We start from the raw sequence: 17477 nt of genomic DNA on the forward strand, positions 1-17477 counted from the left end.
GGGCCGCCGCTCCGTCGCGGGGGCTCGGTGCCCATCCTTCCACCTGGCCGTGGGCGGGGGGAGGGGCGGTCGGCGGCGTCGGTAGAGTCTCGTCCGTCATGGCGGATGGGGGAGGGGCGCGTGCGAGTCGGTGACGTCCTGGACGGCCGGTACGAGCTGGAGGAGAAGCTCGGACAGGGCGGGTTCGGGGTGGTGTGGCGGGCCCGGGACACCCGGATGCGGCGTCCGGTGGCGGTCAAGGTCATCGGGCACCACGGCGGCGACCAGGCGAAGGCGGCCCTGCGGTTCGTGCGGGAGGCGTGCGCGGCCGGCAACCTGTCGCACCCGCACATCGTCACCGTGCACGACCTCGGCCAGTGCGAGGTCGGCGACCGCGAGGTCACCTTCCTGGTGATGGAACTGCTCACCGGCCGCACCCTGACCGAGGTGCTGCGCGAGGGACTGCCCGAGCCCGCGCTCGGCCTGCGCTGGGGACGGCAGATCAGCGAGGCGCTGGCGGCCGCGCACGACGCCGGCATGGTGCACCGGGACATCAAGCCCGACAACGTGATGCTCACCGGCGGCGGGCACCTGAAGGTGCTGGACTTCGGCATCGCCCAGCTGGACACCGGCGCGGGCGGGCTCACCACCACCGGGACGATCGTCGGCAGCCCCGCCTACATGGCGCCCGAGCGGTGGACCGGCAGCCGGGTGGACGGCCGGGCGGACCTGTACGCCCTCGGCTGCGTACTGGTCGAACTCTTCACCGGGGCAAGGCCGTTCGGCGGTGATTCGACGCCGGTGCTGATGTACCAGCACCTCAACGAGGCGCCCCCGGCGCTGGACCCGGCGCAGTTCGGGCTGCCGCCGCAGGTGGCCGGACTGGTCGCGGAACTGCTGGCGAAGGACCCGGCGGACCGGCCGGCCGACGCCAGGACGGTCGCGCGGCGGCTGGCGGAGCTGGCCGCGGTGCCGGTACCGCCGGCCGACACGCCGGTGGCGGTGCCGACGGTGGTCGACCGGGCCGCGGCCGGGCCGGCCGCGCCCGTGGCGCAGGCTGCGCCGGTCGCGGTGGGGCCGGTGGCGGTGGGGCCGGTGGTGCCGCCGGCACCGACCGCTCCGCCCGTGGCGCCGCCCGCGGCCGCTCCGGCCGCCGCACCTCCGGCCGCTGCGCCGACGGCGCCTCCGCCCGCGGCCGCTCCGGCCGTCGCACCTCCGACCGCTGCGCCGACGGCGCCCCCGGCCGCTCCGCCCGTCGTGCCGAGCGCCGCGCCGTCGGTGCTGTCACCGCTGACCACCCCGCCGGTGCTCGCCGTACCGCCGGCCGACGGCGTACGGACCGCGCTGCGCGAGCGGCGGTCGGCCGCGTACGGGGCGGCGACGGCCGGGGAGTCGGCGATCCAGCTGCAGGCGGTCGCCCAGGAGTGCGTGACCGCGCTCGGCGCGGGCGACCGCGACACCCTGTGCACCTGGCGGGACTTCACCTGGTACCTCAGCCGGACCGGGGACCTGGACGGCGCGATCCGGCTGCTGACGAGCGTCGTCGACGACATGCGCTCGGCGCTCGGCCCGCTCGACCCGGACACCCTCGGCGCCCGCTACCACCTGGTGTGGTGCGTCGGCGAGAGCGGTGCGACGGTCACCGCGATCCGGCTGCTGCACGAGCTGCTGCCCGATCTGCACGCCGTCTGGGGCCCGCACGACACCCGCGTCCTGAAGGCCCGGCACGACCTCGCGGTGCACCGGGCCAACCGGGACGACCTGCAGGGCGCCGTGCTCGAACTGCACGGGCTGCTGCCCGACCTCGCCCGGGTCCTCGGTGAGCACCACCCGAGCACCGCGCAGGCCTGGCAGGACCTGGCCGGCTACCAGCAGCGGCTCGCCGGTGCGGGCCGCCGCGGCGCGGGCGGACCGCACCGGCGCCGGACGCCGAGGATGAGCCCGGTGGAGGCGCTTGTGCTGGTGCGCCGGCTGCGGGTCTGGGACTTCGCCACCGACGGGGAGGCCCGGGCCTGCATGGACGCGCTGGACCGCGGGATCGGCCTGAAGGGCGTCGCGGACGTGGTGTTCGGCGCCCCGGACCACGTCTCCGACGAGGACCTGGTGGAGGAGATCTTCGGCCCCTGACGTCTCTGGCGTCGCTGGCGTCTCTGACGTTTCTGCGGGCAGCCGTCGACAGCGGATGCTGCCGCGGTTCCCGGTTCCCGGTTCCCGGTTCCCGGGTCCCCGCTTGCGACGGCCGGTCACGGCCACGGTCACGTTCACGCGGCCAGGGCCGCCGTCGGGAGCGCGGCCAGGGCCCGCAGCAGGACCCGGGCGGCCGCGTCGTTCTGCCGGAAGCCCGGGGCGTCGGTGTGCGGCCGGGCGAAGGCGGCGGCCGAGCGCAGGCTGGTGTGCGGGCCGAGCGCGGTGCGGCGCGGGTGCGGGGCGCCGCCCAGGGTGGGGTCGAGCAACCGGCTGTCGGCCGGGGCGATGGTGACCAGGCCGGACCGGTGGGTGTAGTCGGGGTCGCGCACCACCTCCTCCACGATCCGCCCGGTGCGGTGCAGTTCGCGCAGGACGGGGTCGAGGGTGCGGGCCAGCGCGTGCTTGGGCAGGTACGCCTCGACGAGTGCCGTCGCGTGGACGGTGTGGCCGGGCACGGTGGTGCCGGAGGCGCGCCAGGTGCCGGTGGCCTCGTCCCGTTCGACCCGTACGCCCGCGCCGAGGAAGCGCACCACCCCGGCCTCCGACAGTGCGAGCAGCTGGCGCAGCCGGAAGCCGGGCGGACCGGAGGCGAGGAAGCTGAAGTAGCCGAAGAACCACTCGTCCACGTCCTCGGCGACCGAGCGGGCGGTGAGCCGGCCGCTCGTGAGGACCCGCTGGAGCTGGCCGAACAGGGAGAGCAGGGCGAGGAAGGCGCCGAGGTCGGCGCTGTGCGCGGGGTCGGCGCGACGGTCGGCGTCGGCGGCGACGTATCCGCGCAGGTGTGCCTGGAGCTCCTCGGCGGAGGCGAGTTCGAGGCCGGCCAGCGGGTGGTCGAGCCGCTCGAAGTCGATCCGGTCGGCCGGGTCGGGGACGGCCTCGGCGACCAGGGCGGCGAGTTCGGGGGTGTACCAGCCGTGCCGGTCGTACCGGGCCAAGAACGCGGGCCAGGGCAGGGCGGTGCGTTCGGGGTGGGCGTGGAACAGCTCGTGGAAGTGTCCGAAGGCGACCTCCTTGGCCATCGCCGGCCAGAAGTCGTGCCGTAGCCCCAGCGGCCCTTCGCCGGCGAGCACGGCGTCGACGGCGGCCGCGTCGAAGTACCGGGGGAGCGGGGCGGGCGGTCCCTGCAGCCGGTAGCCGGTCTTGGAGTGGTACGGGACGCCGCGCCGGGAGCCGAGGTGGAGCACCGGTTCGCGGCCGGACGGGTGGTAGCGCAGCGCGTCGCCGCGGCCGGTGGGTTCGAAGCGGCCGCCGCGGCCCTCGGTGAGCAGCGAGACCAGGTCGACGGCGGCCAGGCCGAGGCCGCGCAGCACCACCTGTTCGCCGGGGGCGATGCGCGCCAACTCGGTGGCGGTGTCGGCGGAGTAGGCGGGCGGGAGGTGGAAGCGGCCGTGTCGGGCGGCGAAGTCGGCGTCGGCGGTGTGGCGCGGGTGCGGGGCCGAGTCGAGGTGGCCGAGGGTGAGGGCGACGTGGTCGGCGGTGAGCGTCCGGTCGCCGAGGTGGACGGTCTGCGGGCCGTCGGCGGGGCCGTCGATCCGCCGCACGGTGTCCCGGTGGACGGTGACGCCGACGTGGGGCGGCAGGTCGGCGACGGCACGGCGGAACACCCAGTCCAGGTAGGCGCTCTGGGCCCGGCGGGTGGGGAAGTCGGTGGGTGCGAGGCTGTCCAGCTCGGCCCGGACGGTCGGGTCGGCGACCTCCCGGTACGGCGCGAACTCCGCCTGCCGTACCGCCCATTCGGCGAGCGAGGGGCCGGGGCGGACCGGTCCTTCGAGGGTGGAGCGCTCGTCGGTGAACATGGTGACGTCCTCGGCCATCGAGTTCATCCGCAGCAGCGGGGACTGGTCGTGGCGCCAGATCCGGCCCGCGCCGGGCGGGTACGGGTCGACCAGGTGGATCTCCAACGGACGTTCGGCGGGCAGGAGTTCGGCGGCGTTGGCGGCGATCCGCTCCAGCAGACCGGTGCCGCGCGGGCCGGCGCCGACGATGACGAGCGTCGTCACGCCCCCACCACCCGTCGGTAGGCCGCGCGGGCCCGCTGCAGCGGCGTGGGCGGCAGGCCGTCGCGGGTGGCGCCCCTGGCGAAGTGGCGTTCCAGGTAGTACTGGCCGATGGACAGCAGGGTGGTGATCACCAGGTACCAGATGGTGGCGACCATCAGCATCGGGATGACCCGGTACGACTGCAGGTAGACCAGTTGCACCGAGTAGAGCAGGTCGGAGACGGCCAGCACGCTGACGATGCTGGTGCCCTTGAGCGCGCCGATCAGCATGTTCCCGGCGGTCGGCACGATCGCGCGCATCGCCTGCGGCACGACGATGCGGCGCAGGACCCGCCGGCGGGCGATCCCGAGCGCGGCGGCCGCCTCCAGCTGGCCGCGGTCCACGGAGAGGATGCCGCCGCGGATCACCTCGGCGGCGTAGGCGGTCTCCAGCAGGGTGAGGCCGATGACGGCGGTCAGGGTGGGGCCGATCAGGTCGACCGTCCTGACGGTGACGAACTCGGGGCCGAACGGGATGCCGAGGCCGAGCGTGGGGTAGAGCGCGCCGATGTTGAAGAAGAACAGCAGCTGCACCAGCGGCGGGGTGGAGCGGAAGATCCAGATGTACACCCAACTGAGCGTGCGCAGAACCGGGTTGGCGGACAGCCGCATGACGGCGAGGACGGTGCCGAACGCGAAGCCGAGCGCGAGGGTGACGGCGGTCAGCCACAGGGTCAGGGTGAGGCCGTCGAGCACGGACCGGGCGGTGAACCAGTCCGCGACCACGCTCCACTGGAAGGCCTCGTTGCGGATCGCCGAGGTCACCGCCATCGTCGCCAGCAGCAGTGCGACGCCGGCGGCGGCCCACTGGCCGGGCTTGCGGCGGGCGACGATCCGGGCCACGGGCGGCGGGGCGGAGCGGTCGAGTGCGGAGGGGGCGGGCAGGACGTCCTGCGGGCTGGCCATGGCGGAGGCTCCTGGCGGGAGTGCGGGCGGGCGGGTACGGCGGCGGTCACGTACGTACGGCCGGGGGTGCCGGCCCGCGTCCCTCAACGCGTCCGGCACGGTTGCACTGCACTCCGCCGTGATCGTACGCATGCGCGAACGAGGGCTGTCAAGGGTGGCCCGAGGGGCGGGGGCGGTCCTGCGGCAGCGGTCGGGGAAGTGACAGGAGATCGCAACAGTGCGGCAATGATGGGTGGTTGACGCGGGACCGGGCGGCTGCTCAACTTGAGGCCATGTACGCCGAGCAGCCCCTGGTCACCCGCGACCACATCGACTTCGGTCGGGTGTGGTCCGCGGCGTGTCGCGGCTGACCCGACAGCGGCCGCCCGTCCGGCCCTGACCGTCCCTCGGCCCTGACCGTCCTCGGCCCTGATTCCCTCGGCCCTGATTCCCTCGGGGAGTCCTCCCTCGGTTTGCCCCGCCGCGGGCCGGGAGCCGCCGTCCCTACGTGACGGCACGTCAGGTATTAGCTGTCATCGCCGACTTCGCACTGCGCTCCGGCAGTTCCCCGTTCCCTGTTCCCCTGTTCCCCTGTTCCCCCGTTCGGTCCGGCCTTCGCCGTGCTCCAGCCTGCCCGCGTCACCGTCACGTGCCCGACGGCCGCCCCGCCACGGCCGCCTCCGGTCCGCCCACCCGCGGCCCACCGGATCCCCGCTCACCCGAAAGGTTCCGCCATGCCCGTCGAATTCCTCGGCATCGCCGCCACCGGCGACGGTTCGGAGACCACCCCGCGCACCACCGCCGCCTTCGACCGCGACTACACCCTGCGGCTGGCCCGGGCGCACGAGGACCACGGCTGGGACCGGGTGCTCTTCGCGTACGGGGCCGGCGCCCCGGAGCCGGCGGCCTCGGCGGCCTACCTCGCCTCGCACCTCGACCGGCTGCAGATCCTGCTGGCCCACCGGCCCAACGTCTCCTACCCGACGTTCGCCGCCAAGACCTTCGCGACGCTGGATCGGATCAGCGACGGTCGGCTCACCGTGCACTTCATCACCGGCGGAAACGACCACGAGCAGCGCCGCGAGGGCGACTTCCTCACCAAGGACGAGCGTTACGAGCGCACCCGCGAGTACATCGGCATCGTGAAGAAGGCGTGGACCAGCCGGGAGCCCTTCGACCACGAGGGCCCGCACTACCGTTTCGAGGACTTCGTCTCGGACGTCTTCCCGGTGCAGCAACCGCGTCCGGCGGTCTCCTTCGGCGGCTCCTCGGACGCGGCCTACGCGGCCGGCGGCGCCGAGGCCGACATCTACTGCCTCTGGGGCGAGCCGCTGGCCCGGACCGCCGAGCAGATCGAGCGGGTGCGGGAGGCGGCGCGGGCCGCCGGGCGGACCGACCTGCCGCGGATCCAGGTGGCGTTCCGGCCGATCATCGCGCCGACCGAGGAACTGGCCTGGGAGAAGGCGCACCGGACGGTCGCCGCGATCCGGGCCCGCCGGGCCGCCGACCGGCCGGCGGCGGGGCGGACGGCGGGGCCCGCGACGCCGGAGGCCGTGACACCCGAGAACGTCGGCTCGCAGCGGCTGATCGAGATCGCCGAGGCCGGCGAGCGCTACGACCGCGCGCTGTGGACCCCGACCGCCGCGGCCACCGGCGGGGCGGGCAACTCCAACGCGCTGGTCGGCACCCCGGAGACGGTCGCCCAGGCCCTGCTGGACTACCACGACCTCGGCGTGGACATCCTGTCCGCCCGCGGCTACCACCTGCTGGACGACGCCATCGACTTCGGCCGGTACGTCATCCCGATCGTCCGCGAGGAGGTCGCCAAGCGGGACGCCGCGAAGGCCGCCGAGCAGGCGGCCCGGGACGAGCGGGCCGAGCGCGACCGCCGGCAACTGATCGCCGTGCAGGCGTGAGCACGGCGCCGCCGGCCGAGTTCCGCCGGGTCACCGTCGACGACCGGCTGGTCGAGCCGCTGCTGCGCGAACTCACCCACGAGTACGTCACCCGGTACGGCCCCGAGGCGCACCGGGAGATGAGCCGTTACCCGGGCGAGGCCTTCGCCGAGCCGCACGGCGTGCTGCTGCTCCTCCTGGAGGGCGGCGAACCGGTGGCCGGCGGCGCGTACAAGCGGTACGACGAGCACACCGCCGAGGTGAAGCGGATGTGGACGCACTCCGCGCACCGCCGCCGCGGCCTGGCCCGCCGGGTGCTGGCCGAACTGGAGCGGACCGCCGCCGAGGCCGGCTACACCCGCATCCACCTCACCACCGGGCCGCGCCAGCCGGAGGCCAGGGGCCTCTACCTGGCGGCCGGGTACACCCCGCTGTTCGACGTCAGCGCAGATCCGCTGACGATCGGCCCGCTGCCGTTCGAGAAGGACCTTCCCGACCTGTCCGGGCAGCTTCTCCCCGCCGCGCCCGCGCGGCAGCCCGTCCACACCCCCTGAAAGGCCCCCCGTGAGAACCACCACCGTCCGCCGCCGCCTGCTCGCGGCCACCGCCCTGCTGCCGGTCCTGGCCCTGGCCGCCTGCGGCTCGGACCCGAAGATCGCGGGTGCGGCGGGGACGGGCGGCCCGGCCGCCTCCGCCACCGAGGACGTCGTCTCCGGCCTGGCCAGGTCGGAGGCCGCGGCCGCGCTGCTTCCCGAGGAGGTCCGCAGGGCCGGCGCGCTGAAGTTCGGCTCGTCCTTCGGTGCGGCGCCCACCGCGTTCTACGTCGACCAGGTCGGCAAGAAGCCCGCCGGGATCGACGTGGACTTCACCGACGCGGTGGCCAAGGTGCTCGGCCTGACCGTGGAACGGCAGGAGGCCGCGTTCGAGACCATCCTGCCCGCCCTGGACAGCGGGAAGTTCGACGTCGGCACCGGCAACTTCGGGGTCACCACGGCCCGGCTGAAGACCATCGACTTCGTCACCTACATCGACGACGGCCAGGGCTTTGCGGTGAAGAAGGACAACACCGCGATCCAGCCGATCACCGACCTGGTCCAGCTGTGCGGGCTGACCGTCGGCACCGGCGCCGGCACCACCTTCGAAACCACCCTCAACAGCCGCAGGAACGTCTGCACCGACGCCGGGAAGAAGCCGTACGAGGTCAAGGCGTTCAGCGAGAGCGGTGCGCTGCTGACCAGCCTCCGGCAGGGCCGGGTCGACGTCGAGATGTCCACCATCAACGGCCTGCGCCACCAGGCCTCGCAGGAGGCTTCCGGCCTCCGCTTCCTCGGCGAGTTCCACCGCCTCGACGTCGGCTTCGCCTTCAAGAAGGGCTCGAAGCTCACCCCGGCCTTCCAGGCGGCGGTCAACCAGCTGATCAAGGACGGGACGTACGAGCGGATCCTGCGCAAGTGGGGGGTCACCGACTCGGCCATCAAGGAATCGCAGATCAGCCCGCCCGAGCACGCGTGAGCACCGGCCCGCTCCGCCGCCGGCCCGCTCCGGCGGTGGGCCCTCCGCCGCGGGGCCTTCCGTCGGCGGGCTTTCCGACGCCGGGCCTTCCACCGGTGGGCCTTCCACCGGTGGGTCCTCCGCCGCCGGGCCCCTCGACGCCAGGCCTCTCGACGCCGGGTCCTCCGCTCACAGGCCCAAGGAGCCTCCGATGACCGTCACCACCGAGACCCCCGCGCCCCCGGCCCGCCGCAGAACCGCGGCCGCCGTCGACCTCGACGCCTTGGAGGGCCTGCCGACCGTCCCCGCCCGGCACCCCTGGCGCTGGGCGGCCGGGGCCGTCGCCCTGGTCGTCCTCGCCCAGTTCACCCACGGCCTGGCCACCAACCCCGGCTGGGACTGGGCCACCTTCCGGGTCTACTTCACCGCCGACACCATCCTCCAGGCGATCGGCCGGACCCTCGAACTCACCGCCTACGGAACGGTGCTGGGCTTCCTGCTGGGCGCCGGGGTGGCCGCGATGCGGCTGTCCCGCAGCGCGATCCTGCGGGCCATCGCCTGGGCTTACGTCTGGGTGTTCCGCTCGATCCCGCTGATCGTCCAGCTGGTGTTCTGGTTCAACCTCTCCTACCTCTACAAGCGGTTCGGGTTCGGCATCCCCTTCGGCCCGACCTTCGCCGACTTCGAGACCGTCGGTGTGCTCGGCGCGCTCGGGGCCGCGGTGCTCGGCCTCGGACTGCACCAGGCCGCGTTCGCCGCCGAGATCATCCGCGGCGGCGTCATCGCGGTGGACGCCGGCCAGCGGGAGGCCGCCGCCGCCCTCGGCATCCCGCGCCGGCGGCAGGTCTGGCGGATCGTGCTGCCGCAGGCCATGCGGGGCATCCTGCCGGCCGCCGCCAACGAGGTCATCTCGCTGCTCAAGGGCACGTCGGTGGTCTACGTGATGGCCATCGGCGAGCTCTTCTACCAGACCCAGGTCATCTACGGCCGGACCGGCCGGGTGGTGCCGCTGCTGATGGTCGCCACCGTCTGGTACGTGGTGCTCACCACCGTGCTGTCGATCGGCCAGTACTACGTCGAACGCCACTTCGCCCGCGGCGCGCGGCGCACCCCGCCGCCCACCCCGCTGCAGCGCGTCCGGGCCCTCGTCCGGAGCCTGCCGGCCCGCACCTCGCCCGTCGCCCGCACCTCGCCCGTCGCTCGCACCTCCGGAGGACAGCCGTGACCACCCTGACGAAGACCGGACCGACCGACGCCGCCCCGATGGTGCAGGTCCGCGGCCTGCACAAGAGCTTCGGCCGGCTGGAGGTGCTGCGCGGGGTCGACCTGGACGTCCCGGCCGGCTCGGTGACCGTGGTGCTCGGTCCGTCCGGCTCCGGCAAGTCCACCCTGCTGCGGGCGATCAACCACCTGGAGAAGCTGGACCGCGGCCACGTCGCGATCGACGGCGAGCTGATCGGCTACCGGCGCTCCGGGGACAAGCTGTACGAGCTCAAGGAACGCGAGGTGCTGCGCCAGCGCACCGGCATCGGCTTCGTGTTCCAGAACTTCAACCTGTTCCCGCACCTCACCGTGCTGGAGAACCTGGTCGAGGCGCCGGTCTCCGCGCTGCGCCGGCCCCGGGCCGAGGCCAGGGCGACGGCGTCGGCGCTGCTGGAGCGGGTCGGGCTGGCCGACAAGGCCGCCGCCTACCCCCGGCAGCTGTCCGGCGGGCAGCAGCAGCGGGTGGCGATCGCCCGGGCGCTGGCACTGGAGCCGAAGGTGCTGCTGTTCGACGAGCCGACCTCGGCGCTCGACCCGGAGCTGGTCGGCGAGGTGCTGGACGTCATCAAGGACCTGGCCCGCAGCGGCACCACGATGATCGTGGTCACCCACGAGATCGGGTTCGCCCGCGAGGTCGCCGACACCGTGGTCTTCATGGACGGCGGCGTGGTCGTCGAGCAGGGCCCGCCCGCCGAGGTGCTGGACCGGCCCCGGCACGACCGGACCCGGGCCTTCCTCGCCAAGGTGCTCTGAACGCGCCGCCCTGCCGCACGTCCCTCCCTCTCCGCATCCCCCTTTCCCGCGCCCCCGTGCCGCGCCCCTTTCCCGCGCCCCCTTCAAGTCCCCTTCACCGAGCAGGAGTTCCGCCATGTCCCTACCCCGCCGCGCCCTGGTGACCTCGGCCGCCGTACTCGCCGCCGCCCTCGTCCTGGCCGGCTGCGGCAGCGGCGCCACGGGTGCCGCGGCGGAACTCGCCCCGGCCAGGGGCAGCACCGCGCCCGACGGCACGGTGGTGAACCTGTCGCCGAACCAGAACCGGGTGACGACGCCGAAGGTCGACGCGATCGCCGCGCTCGTCCCGGAGGAGATCAGGAAGAAGGGGACGCTGACCGTCGTCGACTCGATCGGCACCACCCCGCCGCTGGACTTCTACGCCAACGACGACAGGACCGTCATCGGCGTCGAGCCGGACATCGCCACCCTGATCGGCGGAGTGCTCGGCCTCAGGGTCGAGTTCAACCCGGTGTCCTGGGAGAACATCTTCGTCGGCCTGGACAGCGGCAAGTACGACGTGGGCCTGTCCAACATCACGGTCACCGAGGCGCGCAAGGAGAAGTACGACTTCGCCACGTACCGGCTGGACGTCCTGGGCTTCGAGGCGAGGAAGGGCAGCGGCCTCAAGGTCGCCGGCGCCGCGGACCTCGCGGGCAGGTCGGTCGGCGTCGCCACCGGCACCAACCAGGAGAAGCTGCTGGTCGCCTGGAGCGAGGAGAACGTCCGGGCCGGCCGCAAGCCGATCGACATCAAGTACTTCCAGGGCACCGACTACTACCTGGCGCTGTCCTCCGGCCGGATCGAGGTCTACACCGGCCCCAACCCCAGCCTGGCCTTCCACGCGGTGCAGACCGGCGAGACCGAGGTCGTCGGCACCTACTCCGGCGGCGGCGCCGATGTCATCGGCAAGATCGCGGCGACCACGAAGAAGGACAACGGCCTGGTCAAGGCACTCGGCGCGGCGATCGACGAGGCGATCAGGAACGGCACCTACGGGCAGGTGCTCAAGCGCTGGGGCCTGGACGGCGAGGCCGTGCGGTCCTCCGAGACCAACCCGCCCGGCCTGCCCAAGCCGAAGCCGTAGCGGCCTCCCGGCACACCCACCCGGTTCCGTTCACCCGTTCGTCCCCGCCCGCCGCTATGGTGACCCCTCCGACGGCGAACGCCGGGCGGGCGCGGTCGAGTTGGGGGAGGGCATGGAGAAGGGCGAGGTGCTCGGCGGCCGGTACCGGCTGGAGGAGCGGCTGGGCAGGGGCGGCTTCGGCGTGGTCTGGCGGGCGACCGACACGACCATCCCCCGGGAGGTCGCGGTGAAGGTGCTGCTCGCCGAGCACGCCACCGACCGGGAGGCGGTCAGCAGGTTCGCCGGCGAGGCCAGGACGGCCGGCAGCCTCAGCAACCCGCACATCGTGACCGTGTACGACTACGGGTGGACCGCGGCCGGCTCCGGGAAGATCATCCCCTACCTGGTGATGGAGCTGGTCCGCGGCCGGGCGCTGTCCGAGGTGCTCAAGGAGGGCTTGCCGGACCACGCGAAGGCGCTGCGCTGGATCCGGCACGTCTGCAAGGCGCTGGACGCCGCGCACCGCTCGGACGTCGTCCACCGGGACATCAAGCCCGAGAACGTGATGGTCACCGACGAGGGGGAGGGGGAGCGGGCCAAGGTCCTGGACTTCGGCATCGCGCGACTGGTCACCCAGACCGTCCGGCTCACCTCCACCGGCAACGTGATCGGCACCGTCCCGTACCTCGCGCCCGAGTGCTGGTCCGGCGGCGCGGTGGACGGCCGCGCCGACCTCTACGCGCTCGGCGTCATGCTGTACGAGGTCTGCACCGGTGGACGGCCGTTCCGCGCCGCCTCGGCCGCCGAGTACATGTACAAGCACCTGGAGGAGGTCCCGCCGCGGGTGCGCAGCAAGGACCCGGCGCTGGCCGAGCTGGTCGCCCGGCTGCTCGCCAAACGGCCCGAGGACCGGCCGTCCGGGGCCGCCGAGGTGCTGGAGCGGCTGCGCGCCGTCCGGCCGGGGATGCTGCGGCCGGACGACCCCAGCCCGGAGCAGCTGCGCCGGCGGGCCGACCGGGCCTGGCAGCACGGCGCGGCGGACGAGCCGGCCGAGGCGGTGGAGATCCTCACCGCCCTCGTCCCCGACTTCGCCCGGATCTGCGGCCCGGACGACCCGCGCACCCTGCGCACCTGCCACGACCTGGCCCTCTGGCTGGCCCGGGACGGCAGCCCGGGCGCCGCGGTCGCCCTGCTGGACGAGCTGGCGCAGGTGTCGGGCGCCGCCCCGGAGACCAGGGCCGACGCGCGGCGCGACCTCGCGCACTGGCAGCGGGAGGTCGCCCGGCTCGGCCCCGGCCGGCCGCGCGCGCTAAGCCTGCGGGTGCTGCTCGGCGGCGGTGCGCAGGGCGGCTGAGGCGCCCTCGGCGATGGGGTCGCCGTGTCCGAACACGGCCGTTCCCACCGGCAGTGCGGCCAGCCGGTGGAAGGAGGCCAGGGCCCGGGCCGGGTCGGTGTGGAACACCCCCGGCCGGGTCTGCCCCCCGACGTTGGACACCACGTCCCCGGTGAACAGCACGCCCGGCCCGGGCAGGTGCAGCGCGATGCTGCCGTCGGTGTGGCCGGGCACGTGCAGGACCACCGCGCCGCCGCCGGTGTCCAGCACGTCCCCGTCCTCGACCTCGCGGTGCACCGGGCAGGGCTCGGCGGGCGGGATCGGCGGCAGGCCGTCCCACAGCTGCTGCTCGAAGGGGCTGAGCACCGGTGGTACCGGCGGCTGCTCGCGCCGCACCACCGGCGCCTCCAGCCGGTGTGCCACCACCTCGGCGCCCCGGCGGCGGGCGAGCTCGGCGGCGGAGCCGGTGTGGTCCTCGTGGTGGTGGGTGAGCACGATCCGGCGCAGCGCGGCCGGATCCAAGCCGACGGCGCGGATGCCCTTCTCGATGTCGTCGGCGGAGCCGGCGATGCCGGTGTCGACCAGGGTCAGTCCGTGGTCGTCCCGCCAGAGGTAGGCGGCACCGAAGTCCAGTGTGATCATGTGCAACTCGTCGCGTACCCGGGTGATCTCCATGTCCCGGATCCTGCGCCCCGCACCGGCGCGGCACGCCCGCGTTCGCCCTGGGCGTGCAGGCGTTCGCCGACGGCGGAGCGGCTCGCGCCCGCCCGGCGCGGGCGGGTCCCGGCCGGTGTCAACCGTGCGTGCCGCCGATCCGGGGCCCGGGCCGGGACGGAAACCGGGAGGATTTCGCCCACCGGGACGGTCTGGCCCGCCGCCCCGGGCCGTTGGTATACCTCGTTGCCAGACTCGGGAGCGGTGTCCGTGCCGCCCCGGTGAGCTGCGACGAAAGGCTGGTGACGGATCGATGAAGCTCCTGCGCGTCGGACCCCCGGGCGCCGAGCGCCCGGTCGTCCTGGGTGAGGACGGCACCGCGTACGACCTGTCCGGACGGGCCCGCGACCTCGACGGGGCCTTCCTGGCCGGGCTCGACCCGGCCGCACTGGCCCGGGAGGTCGCCGCCGGCGTCCTGCCGACGGTGGACCTGGACGGGCAGCGGGTGGGTGCGCCGGTGGCCCGGCCGGGCAAGGTGGTCGGCATCGGGCTCAACTACCGCGACCACGCGGCCGAGGCCGGGGCCGCGATCCCGGATGAGCCGGTGATCTTCCTGAAGCCGAGCTCCACGGTGGTCGGCCCGTACGACGAGGTGCTGGTGCCGCGCGGCGGCGAGAAGACCGACTACGAGGCCGAGCTGGCCGTGGTGATCGGGCGCACCGCCCGCTACCTGGACTCGCACGCCGAGGCCGCCGGGGTGATCGCCGGCTACACGATCGCCAACGACGTCACCGAGCGGGCCTTCCAGTTCGAGCGCGGCGGCCAGTGGGACAAGGGCAAGTCGGCGGAGACCTTCACCCCGCTCGGGCCCTGGCTGGTCACCGCCGACGAGGTGGCGGACCCGCAGGACCTGACGCTGCGGCTCTGGGTCAACGGCGAGCAACGGCAGCACGGCAGCACCGCCGAGATGATCTTCCCGGTGCTCGAACTGGTCCGCTACGCCAGTCGGTTCATGGTGCTGGAGCCGGGCGACGTGATCGTCACCGGCACTCCGGCCGGGGTCACCCTGGGTCGCCCCGGGACGCCGTTCCTCGCCCCGGGCGACGTCGTCGAGATCGAGGTCGACGGCCTCGGCCGCCAGCGCCAGGTGCTCGGCAAGGCGTGACCCGCGACGTCCCGACCCTTGGCACGGGGGTCGGGTCCGCGGGACCGCCCGCACCGCCCCCGCCGGCCGCCTCACGGTCGTCGCAGCACCGCCCGCACCGCCCCCGCCGGCCGCCTCACGGCCGGTGCAGGACCTCGCGCAGCCGCTCCGCCCGTTCCGCCCGCGGCCCCTCCAGGGCGAGCACCCCGGCCAGCACCTCCGCCGTCTGCGGATCGTGCAGGGCCGTCGCCGCCGCCATCGCGGTGAACTGGTCCACCAGCCAGTCCCGCAGCTCGGAGACCGGCAGCGTGCGTCCCTCGTCCAGCCAGCTCAGCGACGCGCCCTCGACCACCGCGATCCACGAGCGCACCAGCAGCGTCAGCCGCGGCCCGGCCTCGCGCACGCCCAGGTGGCGCAGCGTCCGCCGCAGTGCCGCCCGCCGGACGTCGTCGACGATCGCCGAGGTGCGGGCCGTCTCCACCACCGAACCGCCGCGCAGCAGCGCCGAGTAGCCCGCGTCGTGCTCGGCCACGAAGGCGAAGTAGCCGTCCAGCACGGCCGAGAGCTGTTCGGACGGCGTCCCGGCGAGCGGGACGGCGAAGCGGCTGGTCAGCTCGTCGGCCGCGGTGCGCAGCGCGGCCTCGTACAACTGCTGCTTGCCGCCCGCGAAGTAGCGGTAGACCAGCGGGCGGGAGGCCTCGGCGGCCTCGGCGACGTCGTCCAGGCTCACCTCCTCGGGCGGCCGGGAGGCGAACAGCTCCAGGGCGACCGCGATCAGTTGCTCGCGCCGCTGTTGGACCGGCAGTCGCCGGTAGCCGGTTCGGCGCGGGCGCAGGTCGGGTACAGCCGGGGCGGGCACCTGGTCGGATGCCGGGGTGGGGCGGGCTTCCATGGCGGTCAGCGTAATGGGCGTCGGACGGATCGGATCCTGTCGCGCCGAACGGATTTTCGCGCGTCGACCCCGGGAAAGGGCCGACGGGCGCCGGTGGTCAGGGGGTTGCAAACGGGCTGCGCCACGAAATGATGTCCGAATGGTTGAAGAACTGATCACCGCCGACGGCACCACCCCCCGCCGCATCGCGGACGGGTACGTCCGTGCCCTGGCCGAGCTCGACCCGCTGACCGCGGTCTACCTCGGTCTCAACCCCGAGGACGAGCGGCTGCCCGACCTCTCCCCGGCCGGCCGCGAGGCGATCGCCGACCTCGGCCGCCGCACCCTGGCGCAGCTCGACGAGGCCGAACGGGCCGGCGCCGCCGAGGACGAGGCGGAGCGCCGCTGCGCCCGGCTGCTGCGCGAGCGGCTGACCGCCGAGCTCGCCGTCCACGACGCGGGGGAGGACCTCCGCGCGGTGCGCAACCTGGCCTCCCCGGTGCACGAGCTGCGGGAGTCCTTCACGCTGATGGCCACCGGCACCGAGGCCGAGTGGCAGGTGCTCGGCCGCCGGCTGGCGAAGGTCCCGGTCGCGCTGGAGCAGTACCGGCAGACGCTGGCCGCCGGCATCGAGCGGGGCCTGCTGTCCGGCCCGCGCCAGGTGAGCACGGTGGTCGGGCAGATCGGCGAGTGGCTGGAGGGGGAGGTCCCCGGCGGCTGGTTCGGGCAGTTCGTCCAGGACGCGCCGGAGGGTCTGCGCGCCGAGCTGTCCGGGTACGCGGTGGCCGCCTCCGAGGCGCTGGCGGCGCTGCGCGAGTGGCTGCGCGACGTCTACGGCCCGGCGGCCGCGGACACCCCGGACGCGGTGGGCCGCGAGCGCTACCGCCGGTGGGTCCGCTACTGGGCCGGCGCCGACCTGGACCTGGACGAGGCGTACGCCTGGGCCTGGACCGAGTTCCACGACCTGCTCGCCCAGATGCGGGCCGAGGCCGAGAAGGTCCTGCCCGGCTCCGACCCGATGGCGGCGATGGCCTGGCTGGGTACCGACGGCCCGGCCGTCGAGGGCGTCGAGGCCATCCGGGAGCACCTGCAGGGCCTGATGGACCAGGCGATCCGGGACCTCCAGGGCATCCACTTCGACCTGGCCGAGCCGGTCACCCGGGTCGAGTCCATGATCGCCCCGTCCGGCAGCGCCGCCGCGCCGTACTACACCCCGCCGTCGCTGGACTTCAACCGCCCGGGGCGGACCTGGCTGCCGTTGCTCGGCCGGGAGCGCTTCCCGCTCTGGGACCTGGTGTCGATCTGGTACCACGAGGGCGTCCCGGGTCACCACCTGCAGCTCGCGCAGTGGAACTACGTCGCCGACCGGCTCTCCACCTACCAGGTGAGCCTCGGCGGGGTCAGCGCCAACCTGGAGGGCTGGGCGCTGTACGCCGAGCGTCTGATGGACGAGCTCGGCTACCTCACCGACCCGGGCCAGCGCCTCGGTTACCTCAACGCGCAGATGATGCGCGCGCTGCGGGTCATCGTCGACATCGGCATGCACGCGGGCCTGGACTTCCCGGCCGACTCGCCGTACAAGCCGGGCGAGCCGGTCAGCCCGGAGCACGCCCGCGAGTTCTTCGGGCAGTACTGCGGCCTGTCCGACGACTTCCTGGACAGCGAGCTGGTCCGCTACCTGGGCATGCCCGGCCAGGCGATCGGCTACAAGCTCGGCGAGCGGGCCTGGCTGCGCGGCCGGGCGGCGGCGCGAGCGGCGCACGAGGCGCGCGGCGAGGAGTTCGACCTCAAGGCGTGGCACATGGCGGCGCTCTCGCAGGGCTCGCTGGGCCTGGACGACCTGGTCGACGAGCTCTCGGCGCTGTAGGCCCTGGCCGAGGGGACGGAACCAGGGTCCCGG

14 protein-coding genes are annotated in these 17477 nt (G+C 74.2%); 10 read left to right on the forward strand and 4 right to left on the reverse strand.

The window, feature by feature from the left end:
- Positions 1 to 120 precede the first annotated feature (120 nt).
- Entirely contained in the window at positions 121 to 2106 is a 1986-nt protein-coding gene (locus AB0D10_RS10295) for a serine/threonine-protein kinase (RefSeq protein ID WP_360253941.1), read from the forward strand.
- A 134-nt stretch (positions 2107 to 2240) separates the two neighbouring features.
- Here AB0D10_RS10295 and AB0D10_RS10300 read toward each other — a convergent pair whose 3' ends face one another.
- Complete coding sequence (locus AB0D10_RS10300) at positions 2241 to 4166, reverse strand: FAD/NAD(P)-binding protein (RefSeq protein WP_360253943.1); 1926 nt, start codon at positions 4164 to 4166, stop codon at positions 2241 to 2243.
- Complete coding sequence (locus AB0D10_RS10305) at positions 4163 to 5110, reverse strand: amino acid ABC transporter permease (RefSeq protein WP_360253945.1); 948 nt, start codon at positions 5108 to 5110, stop codon at positions 4163 to 4165. Before AB0D10_RS10305 ends, AB0D10_RS10300 begins: the two co-directional genes overlap by 4 nt.
- Positions 5111 to 5823: 713 nt before the next feature.
- Between AB0D10_RS10305 and AB0D10_RS10310 the strand changes: the two genes are divergently transcribed.
- The 7 genes from AB0D10_RS10310 (at position 5824) to AB0D10_RS10340 (ending at position 12929) form a co-directional block, all read left to right on the forward strand.
- Positions 5824 to 7005 (forward strand): LLM class flavin-dependent oxidoreductase, encoded by a 1182-nt coding sequence (locus AB0D10_RS10310; protein WP_360253947.1) that lies wholly within the window; start codon positions 5824 to 5826, stop codon positions 7003 to 7005.
- Positions 7002 to 7538 carry a GNAT family N-acetyltransferase gene (locus tag AB0D10_RS10315; RefSeq protein WP_360253949.1) on the forward strand — a complete coding sequence of 179 codons (537 nt, stop codon included), beginning with the start codon at positions 7002 to 7004 and terminating at the stop codon, positions 7536 to 7538. The genes AB0D10_RS10310 and AB0D10_RS10315 overlap by 4 nt, the downstream gene beginning before the upstream one ends.
- A gap of 10 nt (positions 7539 to 7548) precedes the next feature.
- Complete coding sequence (locus AB0D10_RS10320) at positions 7549 to 8496, forward strand: ABC transporter substrate-binding protein (RefSeq protein WP_360253951.1); 948 nt, start codon at positions 7549 to 7551, stop codon at positions 8494 to 8496.
- 190 nt (positions 8497 to 8686) lie between these two features.
- Positions 8687 to 9700, forward strand: a complete 1014-nt coding sequence (locus tag AB0D10_RS10325) for an amino acid ABC transporter permease (protein ID WP_360253953.1) — start codon at positions 8687 to 8689, stop codon at positions 9698 to 9700.
- A gap of 38 nt (positions 9701 to 9738) precedes the next feature.
- A complete protein-coding gene (locus tag AB0D10_RS10330) occupies positions 9739 to 10491 on the forward strand; it encodes an amino acid ABC transporter ATP-binding protein (protein WP_360254199.1) in 753 nt (250 codons plus the stop codon).
- A gap of 115 nt (positions 10492 to 10606) precedes the next feature.
- Complete coding sequence (locus AB0D10_RS10335; protein ID WP_360253955.1) at positions 10607 to 11596, forward strand: ABC transporter substrate-binding protein; 990 nt, start codon at positions 10607 to 10609, stop codon at positions 11594 to 11596.
- Between the two features lie 112 nt (positions 11597 to 11708).
- Complete coding sequence (locus AB0D10_RS10340) at positions 11709 to 12929, forward strand: serine/threonine-protein kinase (RefSeq protein ID WP_360253957.1); 1221 nt, start codon at positions 11709 to 11711, stop codon at positions 12927 to 12929.
- Here the strand turns inward: AB0D10_RS10340 and AB0D10_RS10345 are convergent.
- The gene (locus AB0D10_RS10345; RefSeq protein ID WP_360253959.1) at positions 12885 to 13583 is read right to left on the reverse strand and encodes an MBL fold metallo-hydrolase; all 699 of its coding nucleotides are present in this window, start codon (positions 13581 to 13583) and stop codon (positions 12885 to 12887) included. The two genes, AB0D10_RS10340 and AB0D10_RS10345, sit on opposite strands and share 45 nt — an antisense overlap.
- Before the next feature lie 292 nt (positions 13584 to 13875).
- Here AB0D10_RS10345 and AB0D10_RS10350 point away from each other — a divergent pair, with 292 nt between their 5' ends.
- The gene (locus AB0D10_RS10350; RefSeq protein WP_360253961.1) at positions 13876 to 14727 is read left to right on the forward strand and encodes a fumarylacetoacetate hydrolase family protein; all 852 of its coding nucleotides are present in this window, start codon (positions 13876 to 13878) and stop codon (positions 14725 to 14727) included.
- A gap of 115 nt (positions 14728 to 14842) precedes the next feature.
- Here AB0D10_RS10350 and AB0D10_RS10355 read toward each other — a convergent pair whose 3' ends face one another.
- Complete coding sequence (locus AB0D10_RS10355; protein ID WP_360253963.1) at positions 14843 to 15598, reverse strand: TetR/AcrR family transcriptional regulator; 756 nt, start codon at positions 15596 to 15598, stop codon at positions 14843 to 14845.
- Positions 15599 to 15737: 139 nt separating this feature from the next.
- Between AB0D10_RS10355 and AB0D10_RS10360 the strand changes: the two genes are divergently transcribed.
- Positions 15738 to 17444 carry a DUF885 domain-containing protein gene (locus AB0D10_RS10360; protein WP_360253965.1) on the forward strand — a complete coding sequence of 569 codons (1707 nt, stop codon included), beginning with the start codon at positions 15738 to 15740 and terminating at the stop codon, positions 17442 to 17444.
- Positions 17445 to 17477: the final 33 nt, after the last annotated feature.

The organism is Kitasatospora sp. NPDC048545 (assembly GCF_040651155.1).
GTDB lineage: Bacteria > Actinomycetota > Actinomycetes > Streptomycetales > Streptomycetaceae > Kitasatospora.

What these genes read in the sequence shown, in the direction of transcription:
- AB0D10_RS10325 (WP_360253953.1), top strand. Translation starts at nt 8,687, where the DNA reads ATGACCGTCACCACCGAGACCCCCGCGCCCCCGGCCCGCCGCAGAACC.
- AB0D10_RS10360 (WP_360253965.1), top strand. Translation starts at nt 15,738, where the DNA reads ATGGTTGAAGAACTGATCACCGCCGACGGCACCACCCCCCGCCGCATC.
- AB0D10_RS10345 (WP_360253959.1), bottom strand. Translation starts at nt 13,583, where the DNA reads ATGGAGATCACCCGGGTACGCGACGAGTTGCACATGATCACACTGGAC.
- AB0D10_RS10355 (WP_360253963.1), bottom strand. Translation starts at nt 15,598, where the DNA reads ATGGAAGCCCGCCCCACCCCGGCATCCGACCAGGTGCCCGCCCCGGCT.
- AB0D10_RS10310 (WP_360253947.1), top strand. Translation starts at nt 5,824, where the DNA reads ATGCCCGTCGAATTCCTCGGCATCGCCGCCACCGGCGACGGTTCGGAG.
- AB0D10_RS10350 (WP_360253961.1), top strand. Translation starts at nt 13,876, where the DNA reads ATGAAGCTCCTGCGCGTCGGACCCCCGGGCGCCGAGCGCCCGGTCGTC.
- AB0D10_RS10335 (WP_360253955.1), top strand. Translation starts at nt 10,607, where the DNA reads ATGTCCCTACCCCGCCGCGCCCTGGTGACCTCGGCCGCCGTACTCGCC.
- AB0D10_RS10340 (WP_360253957.1), top strand. Translation starts at nt 11,709, where the DNA reads ATGGAGAAGGGCGAGGTGCTCGGCGGCCGGTACCGGCTGGAGGAGCGG.
- AB0D10_RS10305 (WP_360253945.1), bottom strand. Translation starts at nt 5,110, where the DNA reads ATGGCCAGCCCGCAGGACGTCCTGCCCGCCCCCTCCGCACTCGACCGC.
- AB0D10_RS10330 (WP_360254199.1), top strand. Translation starts at nt 9,739, where the DNA reads ATGGTGCAGGTCCGCGGCCTGCACAAGAGCTTCGGCCGGCTGGAGGTG.